We start from the raw sequence: 21,466 nt of genomic DNA on the forward strand, positions 1-21,466 counted from the left end.
GAAGGCCGGGCGGTGGGCGTGTTCGGCGAGACATTTTTTCATCCGGCCCAAGGACCGCTAAGAAATGCCGGTTTCGCACGTAGTTCTCAGCGAGAAGCCAACCCCGAAAACCAGGAGGAAACATGGAAACGCGTTTTGTGCTCCCTGCTTCGTTTGCGACCGCGCTGCACCTGTTCGCTTTGTTCGGCAGCGGACCCGGTGCTCCGCCTCCGGCTCGCCCGAAACCGCCACCGGAACCGATTTTGCCCGCCGTGCCGCTTGTTTGGGTCGTGCAGGAATTGCCGGCGGAGTCGTATCCGGAAGAGACTGACACGCCGCGCCGCGGGAATCCTGATGTGCCGCGCCCGACGCTCGCCGAGCGGCCACCGGTGCCGACGCTTTTCCCACAGTTCGCCGAGCCCGGGCCCGCGACCGTGGCGGTGCTCGATCGGATTCCGGCAGGTCCGCTTGGGATTCCGGAAGGCGTGGAGGAGGGGACGCTGCGTTCCGCGGTGTTGAGCGTTCGTCAGCTCGACGCGATCCCGCGGGCCCGTGCCCGCGTGGCGCCGGCGTATCCGGCGTCCGCCCGCACGGCGGGACTGAGCGGCGATGTCCTGGTGGATTTCATCGTCGACGAAACCGGTCACGTGTCCGCGCCGCGCGTCGTCGAATCGAGCCATCCCGAATTTGAGGAGCCGGCGCTCCGCGCAGTGGCGAAGTGGGTCTTCGAACCGGGCAAGAAGAACGGCCGGCCGGTGCGTTTCCGGATGCAGGTGCCAGTGACCTTTCGCTTGGCCGACTGAACGGCGCGGAAGCGGAGTCGTCGCGCCGCGACTCCGATCTAGAACACCCCTGCGACGACGCCGCGCGAGCCGCCGCCGGCGCCGGGCAGGCGAACGGCGTCGCCCGGCCGTTTGCCGAGCAACTCGCGGCCGAGCGGCGATTGCGGCGTGAGCACGAGGAGGTTTTGGCCGGCTACTTGCAGTTCCAGTCCACCGGCGCGCGGTCCGAGAAAATACCAGGCGTGCTTGCGACCGTGTTCGACCGCGACGAGCGCACCCACGGCGGCGGCGCTGCCCGGCGCGAAGTCCGTCACCGGCAGCGAAGCATAGAGTTCGATGCTGGCGGCGATCTCCGCGGCGAGCCGCGCCTGGCCTTCGGCGAGGTAGGCGGCCTCCTGGCTGTGCATGTCGTATTTGTTTTCCGGACGGCTCTCTTCGTCGATGGCCTCGTCGCGCGAGGCCTGCGCGGCGCGAAGCTGCACCGCATGATCGGCGCGCAACGCGGCGAGGATCTGTTCACGGACGATGCTTTTATCGGGCGGAGAGGGCGGAACCATGCGGCGAAAACGGGCATGTTCACGGCGCGAACGGCGCGGTTGTCAACGCACGGCCGGCGGCGGAATCTCGCGTTGACTGCGGGAATGGCGCTCGCGAATGTTTCCGGAAACATTTTCCCCCCGCGCCCGTCCCAGACTCCGCTCTCAACCACGTTATGAATTTTCTGCCCCGCGCCTTGTGCGTGTTTCTGCTCGCGGCGTCCGCCGCGTCAGCCCAGCGAATCTCGGACCCGAATCTGGACGATTATGTGCCTACCGTGGAGGACGAACTCGTCATTTACGTTCCGAAGAACGCGGTGCGGGTGGGTTTCCGGGCATTGAGTGGCGCGAGCGCGGGCTTCAGCGGCCAGGGCGTGATTTCGTCGAAGAGCGTGCTCGGTTCCGACAGTGGCGTGCAGGAGCGGATTTATCACGATGGCGCCGTGGGCCTCGATCAGCGCAAGGTGGCCGATCCCAGCGGGGTGCTGGTGCCGATCACTCCCGACGGCTACACGAACAACTGGACCTTTGCGGAGCAGTCGCAGGCGGAGGCGGAGCCGGGCTTTATCGCGATGCACGCTTACACGGCGACGATCACCGATACGGCGTTGCGCAACAAGGATCCGGGCACCGCGCTCGGCATCGAAGTTTCCACCGAGCGCGAGATGGGCAGCCTGTTCAATTCCCGGCTGAAGTGGGGCCTCGTCGGCGGCGTCAGCGTCAATCAGATCCTGTCGGAAATGAAGGCGAACGTCACCGCGGACGTGGAGACGATCACGGATTTTTACTCGCTGGACGGTCAGGCCGCGCCGACCGCCCCCTACACGGCGCCCACGGCGACGCTCGGCGTCGATAATTCGGTGCTGTTGAGAAGCCAGCTGCTGCAGCGTCTGCGTTCGACTGCTGCCAGTGAAGTGGCGGTCGAGAACCGCTGGAAGCTTCGCGGCGCCTACCTGACGCTGCGCGCGGGTCCGACGCTGCTGCTGCCGATCACCTCCCGGTTCAGCGCGTCGGTGAGCGTCGGTGGTGTGCTGGTTTATGCCGGCACGAGCTTCGAAGTGGAGCAAAGTTTCACTCCCGAAACGGGCGATACGCTCGTCGAGAGCGTCGCGAGCAACGACTACGCGTTGCTGCCCGGTTACTACGTCGACGCGAACCTCCAATACGATTTCACGGACAACGCCGGACTCTATCTCGGTGCGATTTACCAAAGCAGCGGCAGCTACGACCATCAGGTGTCGAGCAGCGACGAATTGAGCAATTACAAGGCGCGCGTCGATCTCGCCAGCCTGCAGGGCATCCGCGCCGGCATGACGTTCAAGTTCTGAGCAGCATCGCGCTTCGCTTGATGAGCCGGCCTCCTACGGGCCGGCTTTTTCTTTGGGCACTCGGGCGATGAAGGGCGTGTATTACGCGCTCGAGACTTTTCTTGGCCGCCGCAGTTGCTTTGCTGCCCCCGCGTGAACGACCGGAACCCTTATCGCCCCGTCACGTCGCTCCTGATCCTGACCGGGCTCAACCTGCTCGACTATCTCGACCGGCAGCTGCTTGCGTCGGTGCTGACGCCGGTGAAGGAGGAATTGCAGCTGAGCGACGGCGAACTGGGGGTGCTGCTCAGTGCGTTCATGTGGGGCTATTTTCTGACGTCTCCAATTTTTGGTTACCTGGGCGATCGCGTGCCGCGGCGCTGGCTGATCGCGGCGGGCGTGTTCGTGTGGAGCATCGGCACCCTCATGACCGGGCACGTGAGCGCGCTGGCGGCGCTGATTTTCTTTCGCGTGCTCGTGGGGCTGGGCGAGGCGAGTTTCGGCACGATCAGTCCCGGCTGGATCGCGGATCTGTTTTCCGGCCCGCGCCGCAACACTGCGATCTCGATCTTCTATCTCGCGATTCCGGTCGGCTCCGCGCTCGGTTATATCGTCGGCAGCGCGCTCGCGGCGCGCTACGGCTGGCGGGCGGCGTTTTTGTGGGCGGGTTATCCCGGACTGCTGCTCGCGTTCGTGCTGTTCTGGTTGAAGGAGCCGCCGCGCGAGAAATCGGAGTCGGCGGAGGCTGTGGGCGACCAGGGCGAGGGCTGGCGCTCCTATCTGAAGCTGTTCCGCTCGCGGGCCTACGTGCTGGTCGTCGCCGGCTACATCGCGCAGACCTTCGCGATGGGCGGATTCGCGCAATGGGCGCCGACGTTCCTGTATCGCGTGCATGGCATGAACCTCGAGCAGGCGGGGCGCTTTTTTGGACTTTCGCTGGTGGTGACGGGGCTCGCGGCGACGCTGGGCGGCGGATTGGTCGCGACTGCCTGGCGGCGGCGGAGCGAGGCCGGTTATGCGTCGATGATGGCGCTGAGCTCGAGTCTCGCGGTGCCGGTCGCGTTCACGGCGTTCCTGTGGCCCGATCCGGCCATCGCACGGATGGCGCTGGCGGCGGCGATGTTTTTCTTGTTTCTGCCCACGGGGCCGATCAACACGCTCATTCTCGAAACGGTGCCGGCCCACCTGCGCGCGCGGGCCATGGCGGGATCGATTTTTCTGATTCATGCGCTCGGCGACCTCTGGTCTCCCTGGCTGGTCGGGCACTTCTCCGATCGTTGGGGCAGCCTGCAATCCGCGGTGTTGATCCTGCCGGGGGCGCTCGCGCTCGCCGCGGGTTGCTGGTTCTCGCTGGTCCTGTTCCAGCGGCGCGGCGGCGCCGCGATGCGCTGAGGAATGAACATCCCTTGCGTTTGAGGCTCCGTCCATTAGGACCGGGCTGTGCAGCCTCATTCCCCGCGGCGTCTGGTTCAGCAGACGGCGATGGTCGGCGCGACGTCGGTCGCGCCCGTCGCCAGCTTCGGCGCATCGCGTGAGCTTGGGCCGGTGTCGTGGTCCGGCACGGTCGAGGCGGACGTGTGGTGGTGGGTGGGGGCGCTCGGCGCCGTGGCGGCCGCGAGCCTCTGGCTGCTCTGGTGGCAGCGTCGCACGCTCGCCCGCGAACGCGACCGCCTGAATCAGGCGCAGGAACTCGAACGCCAGCGGCTCGCCGCCGAGCAGGCGCGGCAGGCGAAGGAGGCCGCCGATGCGGCGAATCGCGCGAAGGGCGAATTTCTCGCCACAATGAGCCACGAGATTCGGACGCCGCTCAACGGCGTCATCGGCTCGGCCGAGCTGATGCTGGAGACGCCGCTCACGGCACAACAACGTGAATACATGGCCACGGTGCGGACCTCGGCGGAAGCCTTGCTGGCCATCGTCAACGACATCCTCGATTTCTCGAAGATCGAGGAGGGCAGGCTCACGATCGAACAGGCAGTGTTCGATCTGCGGCAGCCGGTCGCCGACGTGGTGAAGATCGCGACGGCGCGCATCGAGGAACGCGACTTGGAACTCGTTCTCGATGTGGCGGCGGACGTGCCGGCGCGGGTCTATGGCGACGCGCCACGCGTCCGGCAGGTGCTGCTCAATCTCGTTTCCAACGCCATCAAGTTCACGCCCAAGGGGCATGTGCTCGTGCGCGTGTCGCGCGTGCCGGAGAAGTCCGGGGCCGGGCAGGCGTGGATCCGGTTTTCCGTGGTCGACACCGGCATCGGCATTCCGGCGGAGACGCGCGTGCGACTGTTTGAGAAATTCACGCAGGCGGATGCGTCCACCACGCGGCGTTTCGGCGGCACCGGTCTGGGTTTGGCGATCAGCAAGCGGCTCGTCGGGCTGATGGGCGGCGAGATCGGGCTGGAAAGCGATCCCGGTCACGGGTCGCTCTTCTGGTTCTCGCTGCCGTTGCAGATCGACGAATTGCAGCCGCCTCAGCCAACGGCGCCGGTGCAGCGCGTCTTGGTCGCCGACGATCTCCCCGCGGCAGCGGAAGCGATCGCGGGAATGTTGCGCGGTGTCGGCATGACCTGTGCGATCGCCGCCTCGGCGGATGAGACACTCGCCAAGATTCACGACGCGGTCGCGCAGGAGCATCCGTTCGAGGCGGTGCTGGTGGACGAATCGCTCGCGCGGGCGCAGGGCGGTCGGCTCGCGCGCGAATTGCAGGCATTGCCCGATTTGCAGGGCGTGCCGCTGGTTTTGCTGGCCGGTTCCAGGCCGCGCCCCGCGGAGGAGACCGCGACGTTTGCTATCTCGCTCAACAAGCCGGTCGTGCACCTCGACCAGCTGCTCGAGGTGCTGCACACGAACCGTCCGGATCACGCGGGCGCCGAAACCAGGTCCGACGCCGGCGTGCGCCTCAGCCGCGCGGGACTGCAGATGCTCGTGGCCGAGGACAACCCCGTGAATCGCGCGGTCATCGGCTCGATGCTGCGGAAACTGGGCTGCACGGTGGAGTTTGCGGAAAACGGCGCCGAAGCGGTCGCGAAGATGCGACTCGGCCGGTTCGATCTCATCTTCATGGATTGCCTCATGCCGGAGATGGACGGGTGGACGGCGACGCTCGAAATCCGCCGGATCGACGCGCGCACGCCCATCATCGCCACGACTGCAAATGCGACGAACGAAGATCGCAGCCGTTGCCTGAAGGTCGGAATGAACGACTACCTCAGCAAACCGCTGCGCCTGACCGATGTCGTGCGCGTGATCGAGCGGTGGCTCGGTTGACGAAGCCGGCGCGGTCGAACGGCGCCGGCCCGACCCTCACGGTTTCAGCACCTCGGCGAGTTTCGCCGGCTCCTTGCCGCCGCCCATCGCGAAGTCGGGTTTGCCGCCGCCCTTGCCGCCGACCTTCGCCGAAAGTTCGCCCACGATCTTGCCGGCCTGATGACCGGCCTTGATCGCGGCGGGGGAGCAGTAGACGACGAGACTTGCGCGATCGCCGAGCGCAGCACCGAGCGTCACGACGCCCTCGCCGAGCTTGTGCAGCACCTGCGAACCGAGCGAACGGAGCGATTCCTGGTCGGAAACCTCGACGACCGCGGTGACGAACTTGAGGTTGTCGCGCGGGGTGGCCTTGTCGGCGAGTTCGGCCGCGAGATGTGCGGCGGCGCGCTGCTCGTGGGCTTTCAGCTTCTTCTCTGTTTCCTTTTGGTGGGCGAGCAGGGATTCGAGTTTGGAAACGACGTCCTGCGCGCCGGCGTTGAGGTGAGCGCTGACAGCGCGAAGCGCGGCTTCGCGCGCTTCGATGAAATCGAGCGCGGCCTGGCCGGCGACGGCTTCGATGCGGCGCGTGCCGGCGGCAATCGCCATTTCCGCGACGATCTTCACGACGCCGATTTCGCCGGTGGTGGCAACGTGCGTGCCGCCGCAGAGCTCGCGGCTGTAGCCGCCGATGTCGACGACACGGACGATGCGCCCATATTTGTCGCCGAAGAATGCGAGCGTGCCTTCCGGTTTCTTGTCGAACTCGGTCTCGTAGGCGGAGACCGGCGCGTTATCGAGGACCTTCTCGTTGACCAGCCGCTCGACCTCGTGGAGTTGCGCGGCGGTCATCGCCTCGAAATGGGAGAAGTCGAAGCGCATCCGCTCCGGCGTCTTCGATGTGCCGGCCTGCCGGACGTGCGTGCCGAGGACCTTGCGCAGCGCCCAGTGGATCAAGTGCGCGGCGGAGTGGTGGCGCGAAATCGCGCGCCGGCGCAGGGCGTCGACCGCGAGCTCGGCGTTCGTGCCGACGGCGGATTTAAGATTTGAAATTTGAGATTTGAGATCCGCGTCGCTCGCGACGCGATGCAGGTGGCGGCCGGCCTTGTCCTTCACCGTATCCACAATCTGGATGAGGTGGCCGCCGATCAGCGCGGTGCCGGTGTCGCCGGCCTGTCCGCCCATTTCGGCGTAGAACGGCGTCTGGTCGAAAACGAGGAACGTGTCCTTGTCCGCGGTCACGACCTCGAGGAGCGTCGCCGGGCCGGCGGTGGTCGTGCGCGTCAGCGTGTAGCCGAGGAATGTCGTCGGCTTCAGGTCGGCGCCGGTTTCGCCCTCGGTGGCGGCCACGACGATCTCCTTCTTCTGGGCGGCGCGGGCGCGCTCGCGCTGCTGGTCCATCAGCTTTTCGAACTCCGCTGTGTCGACGCTGAGGCCGCGCTCGGTCGCGAGCAGCTGCGTCATGTCGAGCGGGAAACCGTAGGTGTCGTAGAGCTCGAACGCGGTGGCGCCGCTGACCTGGTTGGCGGCGGCGGCTTTGTTGAAGATCTGCAGGCCCTTTTCGAGCGTGCGGCCGAAGGACTCCTCCTCGCTGCGGATCACGCGGCGGATGATGTCCTGACGTTCCTTCAACTCGGGGAAGACGGCGCCGAGCGATTCGACCACGGGCGCGACGAGCTGCTCGAAGAAACCTGTGCCGAGGCTGAGTTTTTTTCCGTAGAGGATGCCGCGGCGGAGGATGCGGCGGATGACGTAATTGCGGCCTTCGTTGCCGGGGAGAATGTTGTCTGCGATCGCGGTCGAGACGCAGCGCGCGTGGTCGGCGAGCACGCGGAACGCGATGTCGATCTGCTCCTGTTCGCCGAGGTTTTCGCGGCTGCGCGGGACGGTGCCGTTGTAGGTTTTCTTCGAGAGCTCCGCGATCTTCGTGAAGAGCGGCGCGAAGACGTCGGCGTTGTAGTTCGACGGCTCACGGCTGAAGTCGGTGAACCCTTTCGATGTCGCGTAAATGCCGGCGACGCGTTCGAAGCCCATGCCAGTGTCGACGTGCTTGGCAGCGAGCGGCGAGAAGGTGCCGTCGGCGTTGGCGTTGAACTGGATGAAGACGTGATTCCAGATCTCGATGCAGCGCGGGCTGGACGCGTTGACGAGTTTGCGGCCCTCGGACTCGTCGTCGGACGGGAGCAGGTTGAAATGGATTTCCGAGCACGGGCCGCAGGGGCCGGTGTCGCCCATCATCCAAAAATTGTCCTTCTTGTTGCCGTTGACGATGTGGACGGCGGGATCGAGGCCTTCCTTCTTAAAGATGCCGGCCCAGATGTCGTAAGCTTCCTGATCGAAGTCGGACGGGTCGCCCTTGGACTTGTCGGGCGAATAGACGGTCGCGAACAGGCGCTTCGGCGGGATGCCCCAGATCTTGGTGATCAACTCCCAGCCCCAGGTGATCGACTCCTTCTTGAAGTAGTCGCCGAAGGACCAGTTGCCCAGCATCTCGAACATCGTGTGGTGGTAGGTATCGAAACCCACGTCCTCGAGGTCGTTGTGCTTGCCGCCGGCGCGGATGCATTTCTGCGTGTCCGCGGCGCGGGTGTCCTTCGCCGGCCGGACTCCGGCCCATTTCGAAACGTCGGGCGCGCGGTCGCCGAGGAAGATCGGCACGAACTGGTTCATGCCGGCGTTGGTGAAGAGCAGCCCGGGAGAATCGGGCAGGAGCGACGATGACGGGACGATCGTGTGGCCCTGCCGGGCGAAGAAATCGAGGAAGCTCTGGCGGATCTCGGCGGAGGTCATGGAAACAGATGCGAGCGGTCAGCAAAAGCGACGCGAGGTGCGCCGGAAAGGTTTTTATTGGCGGGTCGGCGGCGGATTCTGGCGGAGGGGAGCGCGCATTCCTTGTTGCGAGGCGGCTGCAGCTAAAGGTCAAAAAATGCGCAGAAGAGGACCAGCAATGGTTAGCTGCGCCGGCGGGCGGCAGATTACGGTTCAGGGCATCTTTTTTCAGATGGAACCCTCGTTCTCATTCTCGCGTATCGATCCGCAACGTCCGGCCCAGCCGGGCCGGCCGCGCATGCGGGCCTGAGGACGGGCGGAAGCATCATGCGCGAAGGCTCGGTCAACCGTTCCGCCTGGCGCATGGCGTCGGTGTATGTGGTGGTTGCGGGGGCGTGGGTCGCCCTGTCCGACGGGCTGCTGGCGATCGCGGTGAAGGACCCGGTGTGGCGGGAGTGGTGCTCGGTGGCGAAAGGGTGGGGCTTCGTCGCCGTGACCGGCGTCGTGCTCTACGCGATGCTCCGGCGCGCCGGGCGGCGGGCGGAGCGGGAGGCGGCGGAGCGGAAGCGGTGGGCGGACGCGTTCGAACATTGCACTCATGGCATCGCGCTCGGTTCGCCCGGCGACCAGCACATCGTCGTGTGCAATCCTGCCTACGCGCGCATGCATGGCTACGCCGCGGAGGAGGTGACGGGGCGCGCGGTGATGACGTTCTACGCCGAGGAGGAGCGACCGCGCGTGGCGGAGCTGCTCGCGGCCGCGAAGCGTCGCCGCGCCCCGCGCCTGCGCTACGAAGCACGACGTTGTCGCAAGGACGGCACGAGTTTCCCGGCCGAGATCGACGTCGTCACCGTGCGCGATGCCGCGGGGGCGGCGCTCTACAGCGTCGCCACGATTCAGGACATCGCCGATCGCGCCGCGGCGCAGGCGGCGCTGCGCGAAAGCGAGGAACGGTTCCGGGCGCTGGTCGAGTCGATCCGCGAGATCTTCTGGATGGTCGAGGTCGGACCGCCGCGCCGATTGCTGTATGTGAGTCCCAACTACGATTCCATCTGGGGCCAGCCGCGGAGCGAACTGGAGCGGGATCCGATGCACTGGCTCGGCGCCGTGCACGCGGAAGATCGGGACCGCGTCGAAGCTGCAGTGCGGGAAAAGCAGGGCCGCGGCGGGTATGATGAGGAGTATCGCATCGTCCATGGCGACGGCTCCATCCGCTGGATCCGCGAACAGAGCTTTCTGGTTCAGGGCGGCAGTGACGCTCCCGCGCGCATCGTCGGTGTGGCGGAGGACATCACGGACAGAAAATCGCTCGAGGCGCAGTTTCTGCGCGCGCAGCGGATGGAGGCGATCGGCACGCTCGCGGGCGGGATCGCCCACGACCTGAACAACATCCTCGCGCCGATGTTGATGGCCGCGGGCCTGTTGAAGGAAAACGTCACGGCCGCGCGCGACCGCGAGATGCTGGGGATGATGGAAGCGAGCGCGCGGCGCGGGGCCGAGATCATCCGCCAATTGCTGACCTTCAGTCGCGGACTTGGAGGCGAGCGCGGTCCGATCGACCTGCGCCATGTCCTGAAAGAGATGGGGGCGATGATCCGGGAGACGTTTCCGCGCGAGATCCAGCTCGTCGATCGCTTGGCGGAGCCGTTGCCCGTTGTCGGGGATGCGACCCAGCTCCACCAGGTCTTCGTCAATTTGTGTGTCAATGCCCGCGATGCGATGCCGGCGGGCGGCGTGCTCACGCTCTCGGCCCGGCAGATCGAAGTCACGGAGCAGATCCATCCGTCGGCGCAAAACGGACCGTATGTGATCGTGACGGTCGCGGACACCGGCAGCGGGATGTCGCCTGCCGTGATGGAGCGGATCTTCGATCCGTTTTTCACGACCAAGGAAGTGGGCAAGGGCACTGGCCTTGGTTTGTCCACGACGCTCGGCATCGTGCGGAGCCATGGCGGCTTTCTGCGCGTCGAGAGCACGCCCGGGAAAGGGAGTTCGTTTCACGTCTATCTGCCGGCGTCGGGCGCGCAAAAGCCAACCGGACACGTCGGCCTGAGCGCGATCTCAACACCGGGCAATGGCGAAACGATCCTCGTGGTCGATGACGAGGCGAGCATTCGCGACGCCTGCCGTCAGGTCCTGGAAAAACAAGGTTACCGCGTGCTGACCGCAAGCGACGGCCGCGAAGCCGTTACTCGTTTTCTCAAGGATCGAAAGGAGATCAAAGTTGTGCTCACCGACATGATGATGCCGGAAATGGGCGGCGCCGCGCTGGTGCGGGCGCTGCGTCTGATCGATCCAAATGTCCGGATCGTCGCGACCAGCGGGCTCGACCCCGATGGAAATCGCGACGAACTCGCGGTGCTGGGCGTCACGGAAGTACTGTCGAAGCCGTGCGGACCGAAGGATCTGATCGATGCGATCGGGCGCGCCTTGACGGCATGAAAAAGGCGGGCCCGGGAGAGGGCCCGCCAAAGAGCGAAAGCGTTTTCGCTTACAGGTTCGCGATGATGGCGTCGGCCATCGCGCGCGTGCCGACGGACGGGCGGCCGAAGGCGATGTCGCCGGTGCGGACACCGGAGGTGACGGTCTTGCGCACCGCCGCCTCGAGGCGATTGGCGACGTCGTTGAGGCCGAAGCTGTGGCGCAGCATGAGCGCGGCGGAGAGGATCTGCGCGCACGGATTGGCGATGCCCTTGCCCGCGATATCCGGAGCGGTGCCGCCCGCGGGCTCGTAGAGACCGAAGGGCAGGCCGAGGGAGTTCTTGCCGGTGCCGAGCGAGGCGGATGACAGCATGCCGAGCGAACCGCAGATCACGGCCATCTCGTCGGAAAGGATGTCGCCGAACATGTTTTCCGTCACGAACACGTCGAACTGGTTCGGGTTGCGCGCGAGCTGCATCGCGGCGTTGTCGACATACATGTGGGAAAGCTCGATGTCGGGCGCGTGCTTCGCGCAATACTCGGTGACGGTTTTGCGCCACAGCACGGAAGTCTCGAGGACGTTGGCCTTGTCGACGGAGCAAAGGCGGCGCTTGCGGGCGCGGGCCGTCGTGATCGCCGTCTGGAGGATGCGTTCGATCTCGCTCTTCCGGTAAACCATCGTGTCGACCGCCTGCACGTCGCCATCGGGCAGCGTGGTGGTTTCCTTCGGTTTCCCGAAATAGAGGCCGCCGGTGAGCTCGCGGATGCAGACGATGTCGATGCCTTCGGGGATGCGCTCCGTCTTGAGCGGCGAGGCGTCGGTGAGTTCCGGATACAGGAGGCCCGGCCGGATGTTCGCGAAGAGCGTGAAATGCTTGCGCAGCGGGAGGAGCGAGGCGCGCTCGGGCTGTTGCGCGGGCGGGAGCTTTTCCCATTTCGGGCCGCCGACGGAGCCGAAGAGGATCGCGTCGCGCGTGGAGCAGACGTCGAGCGTCGACTGCGGGAGCGCGCTGCCGTGCCGGTCGATCGCGGCGCCGCCGACGTCGGCCTCGGCATAATCGAGGCGAAGGTTTTCGCGCTGGGCGACGACCTGAAGCACGCGAAGCGCTTCGGACATGACTTCGGGGCCGATGTAGTCTCCGGCGAGGACGGCGAACTTGAGCGACTGCATAAGCGGCAATGAGTAGCGGGCGGGCCGCATCGCTGGCAAGGGAGGAGTTGCGGGGCGGCGTTTAGGCGGCGGTGGTTCGTCACCCTGCCCGGAGTGGAATTCCTCGTAGGCAGTTCCGGTGACATTCCCAATAGTCGCTCGGTTCGTAACACGATAGGTTTCGGCCGTGACCGACCTGAGCGAACGATTCCCTTTTCCTCCAGAAACCGCCGGCTCGGACTCGTTGCCGGTGCTGATCCTTCACGAGGATCGCGAAAGCTACATTCGCGCCCTCCGGATGTTGGCGAACACGTTTTACGGACAGCCAGAAGCTGCGACGCTCCGGCCGCTGCCGTGGCGGTTTGACGAGCTGACGTCCGAGTCCTGGGGGCGGCGCGCCCTCGCGGATGCGGAGCGCGCCCAAATCGTGATCGTGGCAGCCAGCGCGACGGGACCGCTGTCGGAAGACACGCGCCGCTGGATCGCTGAAGCGCTCGCGCTCCGTCGCGGCCAATCGACCGCGGTGGTGGCACTGGGCGAAGGCGATGACGCGGCGGACACTCCGTGCCGCTCGCATGTCCGCCAGATCGCGATCGCCGCCGGGTTGGATTTCATCGAGGGCGATTGGCCACTGCTGACCACGGGGCGTTGACCGGCGCAGTTTCGCGTTGCCCGGCGGAAGGAACGCCCTCCTGTGGGAAGCGTGAAACTTCATGTGCTGCCGGCCGGCCCGATCCAGACCAACGCCTACCTGCTCACCGCCGCCGCGCGGGGTGAGGCCGTGTTGATCGACGCACCCGGCGGCGTGTGGGCGGAGGTCGAACCGATCCTGCGCGCGGAAGGTTGCCGTCTGACGGAGCTCTGGCTCACCCACGGACATTGGGATCACATGCAGGGCGCCGCGGAGGTCGTGCGGGCCACGGGTGCGAGCGTGCTCGCGCATCGGGACGATCGGGCATTGATCGAGACGCCCGAGGTGATGGAGCGCTTCATGGGCGAGCGGCTGGGACTGGAGCCTGTGAAGGTGGATCGCTGGATCGGGGAGGGCGATCGCCTCCACGCGCTGGGCGCGGAGGTCGAGGTGCGGCACGTGCCGGGACACTGCCCGGGCAACGTGCTCTTTTATTTCCCGGCGGCGCACGCCGCGTTTGTCGGTGACGCGCTGTTTGCCAGCAGCATCGGCCGCACCGATCTGCCCGGCGGCGACTTCGACGTCCTGGAAAAGTCGATTCGCACCCGGATCTACACGCTGCCCGAGGAGACGGTCGTGTATCCAGGACATGGAGCCGACACGACGGTCGGTGCGGAAAAATCGACGAATCCTTATGTGAGCGGTTAAGTTTTCGTCATTCCGGTCGACCAGCAGAATGCAGTTGGACTCAGCGGCTCATTCGCGCTGAATTCGACGCACCAGCATGACGAACTCCGGTCAGCACGAAGTGTTTATGCGCCGGGCCCTCGAGCTCGCGCGCGGGGTCTGGGGCACGACGCATCCCAACCCCATGGTCGGGGCCGTGATCGTCGAGGACGGTCACATCGTCGCCGAAGGCGCGACGGCGCCGGACGGCGGTCCGCACGCGGAACGGCTGGCGTTGCTGGCCCGCGGCAAACCGCCGCGACCGGGCGCGGTGCTCTACGTGACGCTCGAACCGTGCTCGACGCATGGCCGCACGGGCGCGTGCACGGACGCGATCATCGCGTCGGGCATCAAGCACGTGGTCGTGGGCGCGACGGATCCGAACCCGGAGCACGCGGGCAAAGGGTTCGAGGTGTTGCGCGCCGCCGGCATCGAAGTCGTCACCGGCGTGCTCGAGCGCGAGTGCACGGACCTCAATCTGATCTTCAACCACTGGATCATCCGCAACACCCCGCTGATTGCCTCGAAACTCGCCGTCACGCTCGACGGTCGGATGGCTTGCCGCACGGGCGAATCGAAATGGATCACGGGCGAGGCCGCGCGCGCCGACACGCATCGCTGGCGGCGGTTGTTTCCCGCCATCGCCGTCGGAGCCGGGACGGTGCTGAAGGACAATCCGCAGCTCACCGCGCGGATTCCCGGGGCGGAAGACTGGTGCCCGATCCGGTTCGTTTTCGACGGCTTGCTGCGAACCGTGGTCGATCGCTTCCTGCCGGGAGTCTACACCGACCGGCATCACGAACGCACCATCGTCGTGACGACCCCACACGGCGGCATGGGCTACGTTCGCAAGCTGCAGAGCATGGGCGTGCGCGTGTGGGTGCTGCCCTCGCCGACGCAGCGCGTGCCGCTGGCGGAGTTTCGGAAAAAATGTTTCGAGGAGCGGATCTCGGGCGTGCTGTTCGAAGGCGGTCCGCGGCTGGTGAGCCATCTCCTGCAGGACCGGCAACTCGACTACCTTTTCGTCTATCGCGCGCCGTTGATCTTCGCCGACGATCGCGCCAAGCCGATGTTCCAGGGACTGCGCACCGAGCGGATCGCAAATGCCATCCGCCTCAGCGACGTCCGCAACGAGACTTATGGCGAGGACGTGCTGACGCGCGGCCGGATCGTGTATCCGGAAAAATTGTTCACCGACGAGACGACGTTCAGCCTCGGTTGAATCGGGAGGATTGGTTCACGGATGAAGCATGTGTATCTGGCCTCGGGCAACGCGCACAAGGCGGCCGAGTTGCAGCACCTCGCGTCCGCCGCGAATCTGCCCCTGCAGGTCATCTCCGCCCGCGAGATCGGTGGCATGCCGCACGTGACGGAGGACACGGGCACGTTCATCGGCAATGCGCGGAAGAAGGCGGAGGCGCTCCGGACCAGAGTGCCGGCGGGAGCTTGGGTGCTGGCCGACGATAGCGGCGTGTGCGTCGACGCGCTCGACGGCGGGCCGGGCGTCGATTCCGCCTACTACGCGGGTCCGCAAGCCGATCCCGACGCCAATCTACGCAAGCTGATCGACGTCATGCGCGACGTGCCGGAAGAGAGTCGCGGTGCGCATTTTCTTTGCGTGCTGCTCCTGCTCACGGAAACCGGCGAGGAAGTGTTCGAAGGCGTCTGCGGCGGGCGATTGCTTCGCGAGCCGCGCGGCCGCTGGGGATTCGGCTACGATCCGATTTTCGTGCCGGACGGCCACAGCGCCAGCTACGCCGAGCTGGGCGACGAAGTGAAAAATCGGATCAGCCACCGTGCGCAGGCCTGGGCGAAATTCGCCGCTTGGGCGAGGGAAAGTCTCGCCTGATCGCGAAACCATGTAGGGCGGGGTCTCCTGACTCCGCCGTTGCTGCGAGTCGATCGATCTTCACGCGGGGTCGGGAGATCCCGCCCTACAAATCGCCGCGGCTCACCACTGCTCGAGTTTCGCGCAGACCTCGCTGATGAGGAACTCGGGCGTCGAGGCGCCAGCGGTCACGCCGACGACCTGATACTTTTTCATTTCCTCGGGAGAAAGTTCGGCAGCGGTCTCGATGTGATAGGTGGGGAGATTCTGCAGGCGGGCGAGCGAGGCGAGTTTCACCGTATTCGCGGAGTGGTGACCGCCGATCACGACGATCGCCTCGGCGCCCTGCCGCGACAGCGCGACGACATCCGTCTGGCGGTCCTTGGTCGCCTGGCAAATCGTATCAAACACGAGCACCTCGCCGAAACGCTGCTTCGCGTAGGCCGAAAGTTCGGCGAACTCATGCATGAACATCGTCGATTGCGAAACCATGCAGACGCGGTCGAGCGCGGGGAGCGCGTCGATTTCCGCCTTGCTCGTGATGCAGTAGCCGCGGCCTTCGGTGTAACCCATCAGCCCGATTGCCTCGGGATGGTTCTTGTCGCCGAAAATGATCGTCGCGTAGCCCTTCTTCGCGTGCAGCCGGATCTTGCCGGCGATGATGCCGACGTCCGGACAGGTCGCGTCCTTGAACTCCATGCCGAGGTTCTTCAGATACGTGCGCCGGTCGGGCGAAATGCCGTGCGCGCGCACGACCATCACGGGGTTTTCGCCCGGCGCGGAGGTTTCCACATCGATGTTCGCGCGGCTCTGATAATCGCCGACTTCGCGGATTCCCTCCTCCGAAAGCCGCTCCATCATCTGCCGGTTGTGAATCAGCGGACCGTCCGTGTAGACGGGATTTCGGCCATTGCGGGCGTAATCGCGGGCGATGTCGATCGCTCGTTCCACTCCCCAGCAAAAACCGGCGCTCTTCGCGCGAAGCACTTTCATGATCCTGCACAATGGGGCCGCACCCAAGCGCGTCAAATCTGGACGCGGGCCGCCGTGGATACGGTCGCCGACGGCGAATCAATCGCCGACCGGTCAGGCGCTTGCGACCGCGGCGGGGAGCGACAACGCGACGCGCGTGCCGGTGCCCGGAGCGCTGGAAAGATGCAGTTCTCCCCCCAACTGCCGCGCGCGCGCACGCATGTTGTTCAGGCCATGGCCGCCGGTGGCGGTCTGGGCGGGAGCGAACCCCCGGCCGTTATCCTGCACAATGAATTCGACGGCGCTCGCGTTCGAGACGTTTTGAAGATGGATCGCCACGTGCGTCGCTCCGCCATGACGAACCGCGTTGCTGATCGCTTCGCGCGTGACTTGCACCAGTTCGCGGCTCTGCGGTGGAGCGAGCCGGGCGGCGGCCTCGTCGTCGATCCGCAACTCGAACTGCGTGTCGCCGGCGGCTTCGAATTCGGCGATCAGGATGTCCAGCGACTGCGTGAAACTGGCCTCAGCCGCCGACGGCGCCGCGAGTTCGGTGATGTGCGCGCGGATGTCGCGGATACAGCGGTTCAGACTTTCGAGGCAGCGTGCGAGCCGCCGGTCGGCCTCGCCCGGATCCGCTTTGGCCACAGCGCGCGCCGATTCGATCGTCAGCCCCGCGGCGTAAAGCGACTGGATGATGCCGTCATGCAGATCGCGACCGAGCCGGATCTTTTCCTCGAGCGAGCGGTTGAGCAGTTGTTCCTTCAACAGCGCATCCGCTTCCGCGCGCTGGCGGACGTCGCGCTCGTGCGCGAGCGCGACCGATTGGGCGTTTGAGGTCTCCGCGAGCTTCGCGAGCGTGCCGATTTCCGAGCGCGCGGTTTGGAACGGCGGACGCGATTCGCCCAATCGCGGTCGGCGCACGGCGAGACTCGCGACCAGCGCGAGCGTCAGCGCGGCGCCCGTCAACGCGAGTCCGAGCGCGATCCGCCGCGTCGCCTCCGCCACGCGCGCGGTGGAAACGGCGGCGCGGGCCGGCGCGATGGCGTTGTCTTTCGACGCAGCGGAGGCACTGCCCGGACGCTGCACCGCGAGCAAGGCCGCCAGCGCGACGAGCACGATCAGCAGGGCCAAGGCGAGGGCGCGCGGCAGCAGGTTCATGCGACGCGCGGATCGTGCGGGTCGTGCGCAGGAGCGTCAAAGGCTTTGATGCCGCCCTGCGCGGCTCTCGACATTTCCGCGACGCCGGCTTTGGTTAACCGACTTCCGCATGAAGTCATTCTACATCACGACCGCCATCGACTACGTGAACGGTTCGCCGCACCTCGGCCATGCTTATGAAAAGGTGCTGACGGACGTCGTTGCCCGATTCCGGCGGCAGATGGGTGACAAGGTCCATTTCCTCACCGGCACCGACGAGCACGGGCAGAAAGTCCAGGCCAGCGCGCGCAAACTCGGCATCGAGCCGCAGACGTTCGCCGACAACGTCAGCGCCGAATTTCGCGCGATGCTCACGCGTCTGAATATCTCGAACGACGACTTCATCCGCACCACCGAGCCGCGGCACAAGCAGGTCGTGCGCGCCATCCTGCAGCAGCTGTTCGACAAGGGCGAAATTTACCGCGCCGAATACCGCGGCTTCTACTCCACGCGCCAGGAACAGTTTCTCCAGGAAAAGGACCGCAATCCCGACGGCACCTGGCCCGAAATCTTCGGCGAAGTCACCGAGATCGTGGAGCCGAACTACTTCTTCAAGCTTCGTTCGTATCAGGACTGGCTGATCCAGTATCTCAACGATCACCCGGACTTCATCTTCCCGCGCTACCGCCAGAAGCAGGTGCTCGAGTTTCTCAAGGAACCGCTCAACGACCTTTGCATCTCGCGCCCGAAGGAACGCCTCGAGTGGGGCATCTCGCTACCGTTCGACGAGGATTACGTGACCTACGTGTGGTTCGACGCGCTGCTGAATTATTACTCCGCCGTCGCCGACAAAGGTCTCTGGCCCGCCGATTTCAACGTCATCGGCAAGGACATCCTCGTGCCGCCGCACGCGGTATACTGGCCGATCATGCTGCACGCCGCCGGACTCCCGCCGCCGAAAGGCCTGCTCGTCCACGGTTGGTGGATGCAACGCGGCGCGAAGATGTCGAAGAGCACGGGCAACGCGCTCAACCCGCTCGATCTCGTCGACGAGTTCGGCGCCGATGCCTTTCGCTATTTCCTGATCCGCGAGATGAACGTCGGTCAGGACAGCGACTTCACGCGCGAGCAGTTCCTCGTGCGCTACAACAGCGAACTCGCGAACAATCTCGGCAATCTCGTCAACCGCACGCTGAACATGACGACGCGTTTCGCCGGCGGCGTGCTGCCGGCCGCCGATGCCGCGGCGAGCGACGAAACCGAGCAGGAGTTGCGCGCGCTGTGGGAAAAGACCCGCGCCGAGCTGATCCCGCTCAACGAAGAGTTTCAGTTTCACACCGCGCTGGAGCGCGCCATGGCCTTCGTGACGGCGACCAATGCCTACATCGAAAAGCGCGCGCCGTGGAAACTCGGCAAGTCCGCCGAAGCGAAAGATCAGGCGTTGCTGCGCACCTCGCTCGCGACGATGGCCGAGGCGCTGCGCCTTGCGGTCGCCTCGATCCAGCACGTCGTGCCCGGCGCGGCGGAAAAGATCAACGCGGTCCTCGGCTACACGCCCGGTGCCGTATGGCGCGACGAACTTGCCTGGGGCAACCGGCTCGACGGCAAAAAAGTCGCGGAAGCGCTCGTGCTGTTCCCGCGTCCCGCGCCCGAGAAAAAAGCGTAGGCGCGCGTGTCCCCGCGTTTCCTGAGTTCGACGATCGCCGAACTCAGGAAACGCGGGGACCACCGGCTCGGTCTTTTGCTCGCACCATGACGATCCTGCCTCTCGACCCGACGGCCAACGCGACGCCGGAAGCGTTGCGGGTGTTTTTGCAACAATGTCGAGACGCAGCCCGTCGCGACGGGAATCCGAAACTCGTCAGTATCTCCATCGCCGTCGACGCCCTCGATCCGCTCGCCGTGCTCGAATCGATCTTCGAGCCGGCCGAACAGCATTTCTACGCCGAGCGGCCAGCGCTCGATAGCGCGATCGCCGGCGCCGAGGCGGTGTGCGCGATCGAGGCGGAAGGCCCGGAGCGTTTCGCGACCGTGCAGCGCTTCGTCGACGAAACGCTCGCGCATACGATCGCGGTCGGCGATGTGAACGCCCCGTTTGGCGGACCGCATTTTTTCGCGGCGTTCGCGTTTCGCGACACGAGCGAGCCGGGCGACGCGTTTCCCGCCGCGCGAGTCTTCGTGCCACGCTGGCAGGTCGCGCGCGCCGGCGAACGCACGACGGCGGTGGCGAATCTCGTGGTCACGCCAGACGCGCCGCTCGATCTGCTGACGGAAAAAGTCTGGCGCGCGCACGGGAAGTTTCGCGCCTTCGATTACGGCGCCGGACGCGTATCCGAATCCGCGATGCGCGCGGCCGCGGCGCGAGGCGACGACGCAACACCGTCCGATGAGGCGGCGTCGAAGACGGAGTATTGCGCGGCGGTGAACTCGGCGCTCGAGCGGATCGGACGCGGGGAGTTCAACAAGATCGTGCTCGCGCGGACCCGCACCGTGCGCGCCGGCGCGCCGTTGCATCCGCTGCAGATGCTGAACCAGCTGCGGCAGCGTTTTCCGGATTGTTATGCGTTTTCGGTGGCGAACGGGCGCGGGCAAAGCTTCATCGGCGCCACGCCGGAACGGCTCGCGCGCGCGAGCCGCGGCGTGCTGGAAACGGAAGCGCTCGCCGGCTCGGCACCACGCGGCGCCAGCGCGACCGAGGATGCGCGACTCGGCGGCGCGCTGCTGCGCAGCGAGAAGGACCGGCGCGAACACAATCTCGTTTTGGATTCGATTCGTCGCCGGCTCGCCCCGCTGGGATTGCAGCTGGAAACGCCGGTCGAGCCCACGCTGCGAAAGCTCGCGAATGTGCAGCACCTGCACACGCCGGTGCGCGCGGCGCTGCCCGAGACGGTGCGCCTGCTCGATGTGCTGGCGCGATTGCATCCTACGCCGGCGGTTGGCGGCTCGCCGCGGGAGGCGGCGGTGGCGCGGATTCGCGAGTTGGAGGGATTCTCGCGCGGGCTTTACGCCGGCGCGCTGGGCTGGCTGAACGCGCGGGGCGGTGGCGAGTTTTTTGTCGGGCTGCGCGCGGCCTTGATCGACGGTGCGAGCGCGCGGCTGTTTGCCGGTGCGGGCATCGTCGCAGGTTCCTCGCCGGAGCAGGAATTTTCGGAAACGGAATTGAAATTTCGCGCAATGGCGGACGCTTTGAAGTTATGAGGATCGCGCCCTGGATTGTTGGACTGACCGCGTGGTGCTGCAGCGTCGTTGGCTGGGCGGCGGTCGAGCCAACCAGCGGCGGGCTGGAGTGGCAGGACCTGGAGCTTTCCTACGACGCGCAGCCGGGCGAGGCGCAGACGGAGTTTGCGTTCAAATTCACGAACCGCGCCGCCGAACCAATCGAGATCAAGCAACTCTCGACCTCGTGCGGTTGCACGGCCGCCATCATGCCGCGGCAACCGTGGATCGTCGCGCCCGGCGAGTCCGACGCCGTGCGCGTGATCGTCGACCTGCGCAGCCGGCGCGGCGGTTTGAACAAGACGGTTTACGTCGACACCTCCGCGGGCGAGCAGTTGCTGCTGGTGCACGTGAAGGTGCCGCCGCCGCCCGCGGTTCAACGCGAAATGAACTTGATGCTCGCGCAGGCGGACCGGCAGGCGGTTTTTCGCGGCGATTGCGCGAAGTGCCATGTCGAGCCGACGATCGGCAAACGCGGCGGCGAGCTGTTTGAGGCTGCCTGCGTGATTTGCCACACCGATGACGTGCATCGTGCGACCATGGTGCCGGATCTGGCGAAACCGAAGATCGAGCGGACCGCGGCGTTTTGGGAGCAGTGGATCCGTCACGGCGTCGAAGGTTCGCTGATGCCCGCGTTTGCGAAAGCGCAGGGCGGTCCGCTCGACGACGAGCAGATCCGGTCGCTTGTCGAGTATGTGATGACGCATCTGCCGACGCAGCCGGTGACCCAGTGAGGCGCCGAGCTCGGCGATTCGGGCTGGCGGCGACCGAA

At 65.9% G+C, this 21,466-nt stretch carries 17 protein-coding genes; 12 read left to right on the forward strand and 5 right to left on the reverse strand.

The annotated features are described in order from the left end of the window. The first annotated feature begins 251 nt into the window (after nucleotides 1-251). Entirely contained in the window at nucleotides 252-782 is a 531-nt protein-coding gene (locus tag AC6RV7_RS08635; RefSeq protein ID WP_500093567.1) for an energy transducer TonB, read from the forward strand. 38 nt (nucleotides 783-820) lie between these two features. Here AC6RV7_RS08635 and AC6RV7_RS08640 read toward each other — a convergent pair whose 3' ends face one another. Then, the gene (locus tag AC6RV7_RS08640; RefSeq protein WP_500093568.1) at nucleotides 821-1,318 is read right to left on the reverse strand and encodes a GreA/GreB family elongation factor; all 498 of its coding nucleotides are present in this window, start codon (nucleotides 1,316-1,318) and stop codon (nucleotides 821-823) included. Nucleotides 1,319-1,473: 155 nt separating this feature from the next. On the opposite strand from AC6RV7_RS08640, the gene AC6RV7_RS08645 reads away from it, so the two are divergent. The 3 genes from AC6RV7_RS08645 to AC6RV7_RS08655 all read left to right on the forward strand — a co-directional run bounded on the left by AC6RV7_RS08645 (nucleotide 1,474) and on the right by AC6RV7_RS08655 (nucleotide 5,868). Next, nucleotides 1,474-2,625 carry a porin family protein gene (locus AC6RV7_RS08645; RefSeq protein ID WP_500093569.1) on the forward strand — a complete coding sequence of 384 codons (1,152 nt, stop codon included), beginning with the start codon at nucleotides 1,474-1,476 and terminating at the stop codon, nucleotides 2,623-2,625. Nucleotides 2,626-2,757: 132 nt separating this feature from the next. Continuing rightward, a complete protein-coding gene (locus AC6RV7_RS08650) occupies nucleotides 2,758-3,996 on the forward strand; it encodes a spinster family MFS transporter (RefSeq protein WP_500093570.1) in 1,239 nt (412 codons plus the stop codon). A 48-nt stretch (nucleotides 3,997-4,044) separates the two neighbouring features. Beyond that, nucleotides 4,045-5,868 (forward strand): response regulator, encoded by a 1,824-nt coding sequence (locus tag AC6RV7_RS08655; protein ID WP_500093571.1) that lies wholly within the window; start codon nucleotides 4,045-4,047, stop codon nucleotides 5,866-5,868. Nucleotides 5,869-5,904: 36 nt separating this feature from the next. Here the strand turns inward: AC6RV7_RS08655 and alaS are convergent, their stop codons facing one another. After that, nucleotides 5,905-8,634: an alanine--tRNA ligase gene (gene alaS / locus AC6RV7_RS08660; RefSeq protein WP_500093572.1), complete on the reverse strand. Its 2,730-nt coding sequence runs from the start codon at nucleotides 8,632-8,634 to the stop codon at nucleotides 5,905-5,907. Nucleotides 8,635-8,940: 306 nt separating this feature from the next. Between alaS and AC6RV7_RS08665 the strand changes: the two genes are divergently transcribed. Next, on the forward strand, nucleotides 8,941-11,055 hold the full coding sequence (locus AC6RV7_RS08665; RefSeq protein ID WP_500093573.1) for a hybrid sensor histidine kinase/response regulator: 2,115 nt from the start codon (nucleotides 8,941-8,943) through the stop codon (nucleotides 11,053-11,055). Between the two features lie 49 nt (nucleotides 11,056-11,104). Here the strand turns inward: AC6RV7_RS08665 and leuB are convergent, their stop codons facing one another. After that, on the reverse strand, nucleotides 11,105-12,205 hold the full coding sequence (gene leuB, locus AC6RV7_RS08670; protein ID WP_500093574.1) for a 3-isopropylmalate dehydrogenase: 1,101 nt from the start codon (nucleotides 12,203-12,205) through the stop codon (nucleotides 11,105-11,107). Between the two features lie 229 nt (nucleotides 12,206-12,434). On the opposite strand from leuB, the gene AC6RV7_RS08675 reads away from it, so the two are divergent. From AC6RV7_RS08675 to rdgB, 4 genes are all read left to right on the forward strand, one after another. Next, nucleotides 12,435-12,836, forward strand: coding sequence for a hypothetical protein (locus tag AC6RV7_RS08675; RefSeq protein WP_500093575.1), 402 nt, complete (start codon nucleotides 12,435-12,437; stop codon nucleotides 12,834-12,836). 51 nt (nucleotides 12,837-12,887) lie between these two features. Beyond that, complete coding sequence (locus AC6RV7_RS08680; protein WP_500093576.1) at nucleotides 12,888-13,523, forward strand: MBL fold metallo-hydrolase; 636 nt, start codon at nucleotides 12,888-12,890, stop codon at nucleotides 13,521-13,523. 76 nt (nucleotides 13,524-13,599) lie between these two features. Beyond that, a complete protein-coding gene (ribD, locus tag AC6RV7_RS08685; protein ID WP_500093577.1) occupies nucleotides 13,600-14,763 on the forward strand; it encodes a bifunctional diaminohydroxyphosphoribosylaminopyrimidine deaminase/5-amino-6-(5-phosphoribosylamino)uracil reductase RibD in 1,164 nt (387 codons plus the stop codon). 21 nt (nucleotides 14,764-14,784) lie between these two features. Then, on the forward strand, nucleotides 14,785-15,390 hold the full coding sequence (gene rdgB / locus AC6RV7_RS08690) for an RdgB/HAM1 family non-canonical purine NTP pyrophosphatase (RefSeq protein ID WP_500093578.1): 606 nt from the start codon (nucleotides 14,785-14,787) through the stop codon (nucleotides 15,388-15,390). Nucleotides 15,391-15,492: 102 nt separating this feature from the next. On the opposite strand, the gene ispH is transcribed toward rdgB, so the two are convergent. Together ispH and AC6RV7_RS08700 are read right to left on the reverse strand one after the other, a co-directional pair. Beyond that, entirely contained in the window at nucleotides 15,493-16,362 is an 870-nt protein-coding gene (ispH, locus tag AC6RV7_RS08695) for a 4-hydroxy-3-methylbut-2-enyl diphosphate reductase (protein WP_500093579.1), read from the reverse strand. A 93-nt stretch (nucleotides 16,363-16,455) separates the two neighbouring features. Next, the gene (locus tag AC6RV7_RS08700; RefSeq protein ID WP_500093580.1) at nucleotides 16,456-17,499 is read right to left on the reverse strand and encodes a sensor histidine kinase; all 1,044 of its coding nucleotides are present in this window, start codon (nucleotides 17,497-17,499) and stop codon (nucleotides 16,456-16,458) included. Between the two features lie 109 nt (nucleotides 17,500-17,608). Here AC6RV7_RS08700 and metG point away from each other — a divergent pair, with 109 nt between their 5' ends. From metG to AC6RV7_RS08715, 3 genes are all read left to right on the forward strand, one after another. Then, nucleotides 17,609-19,144 (forward strand): methionine--tRNA ligase, encoded by a 1,536-nt coding sequence (gene metG / locus AC6RV7_RS08705; protein ID WP_500093581.1) that lies wholly within the window; start codon nucleotides 17,609-17,611, stop codon nucleotides 19,142-19,144. A gap of 86 nt (nucleotides 19,145-19,230) precedes the next feature. Next, nucleotides 19,231-20,676, forward strand: a complete 1,446-nt coding sequence (locus AC6RV7_RS08710) for an isochorismate synthase (protein ID WP_500093582.1) — start codon at nucleotides 19,231-19,233, stop codon at nucleotides 20,674-20,676. Beyond that, complete coding sequence (locus AC6RV7_RS08715) at nucleotides 20,673-21,428, forward strand: DUF1573 domain-containing protein (RefSeq protein ID WP_500093583.1); 756 nt, start codon at nucleotides 20,673-20,675, stop codon at nucleotides 21,426-21,428. Before AC6RV7_RS08710 ends, AC6RV7_RS08715 begins: the two co-directional genes overlap by 4 nt. Nucleotides 21,429-21,466 lie beyond the last annotated feature (38 nt).

Source organism: Opitutus sp. sgz309028 (genome assembly GCF_059821195.1).

Bases quoted from the DNA above. Each gene is read 5' to 3' on its own strand.
- metG (WP_500093581.1), top strand. From the start codon at position 17,609: ATGAAGTCATTCTACATCACGACCGCCATCGACTACGTGAACGGTTCG.
- ribD (WP_500093577.1), top strand. From the start codon at position 13,600: ATGACGAACTCCGGTCAGCACGAAGTGTTTATGCGCCGGGCCCTCGAG.
- AC6RV7_RS08710 (WP_500093582.1), top strand. From the start codon at position 19,231: ATGACGATCCTGCCTCTCGACCCGACGGCCAACGCGACGCCGGAAGCG.
- rdgB (WP_500093578.1), top strand. From the start codon at position 14,785: ATGAAGCATGTGTATCTGGCCTCGGGCAACGCGCACAAGGCGGCCGAG.
- AC6RV7_RS08700 (WP_500093580.1), bottom strand. From the start codon at position 17,499: ATGAACCTGCTGCCGCGCGCCCTCGCCTTGGCCCTGCTGATCGTGCTC.
- ispH (WP_500093579.1), bottom strand. From the start codon at position 16,362: ATGAAAGTGCTTCGCGCGAAGAGCGCCGGTTTTTGCTGGGGAGTGGAA.
- AC6RV7_RS08640 (WP_500093568.1), bottom strand. From the start codon at position 1,318: ATGGTTCCGCCCTCTCCGCCCGATAAAAGCATCGTCCGTGAACAGATC.
- AC6RV7_RS08665 (WP_500093573.1), top strand. From the start codon at position 8,941: ATGCGCGAAGGCTCGGTCAACCGTTCCGCCTGGCGCATGGCGTCGGTG.
- leuB (WP_500093574.1), bottom strand. From the start codon at position 12,205: ATGCAGTCGCTCAAGTTCGCCGTCCTCGCCGGAGACTACATCGGCCCC.
- alaS (WP_500093572.1), bottom strand. From the start codon at position 8,634: ATGACCTCCGCCGAGATCCGCCAGAGCTTCCTCGATTTCTTCGCCCGG.
- AC6RV7_RS08645 (WP_500093569.1), top strand. From the start codon at position 1,474: ATGAATTTTCTGCCCCGCGCCTTGTGCGTGTTTCTGCTCGCGGCGTCC.
- AC6RV7_RS08715 (WP_500093583.1), top strand. From the start codon at position 20,673: ATGAGGATCGCGCCCTGGATTGTTGGACTGACCGCGTGGTGCTGCAGC.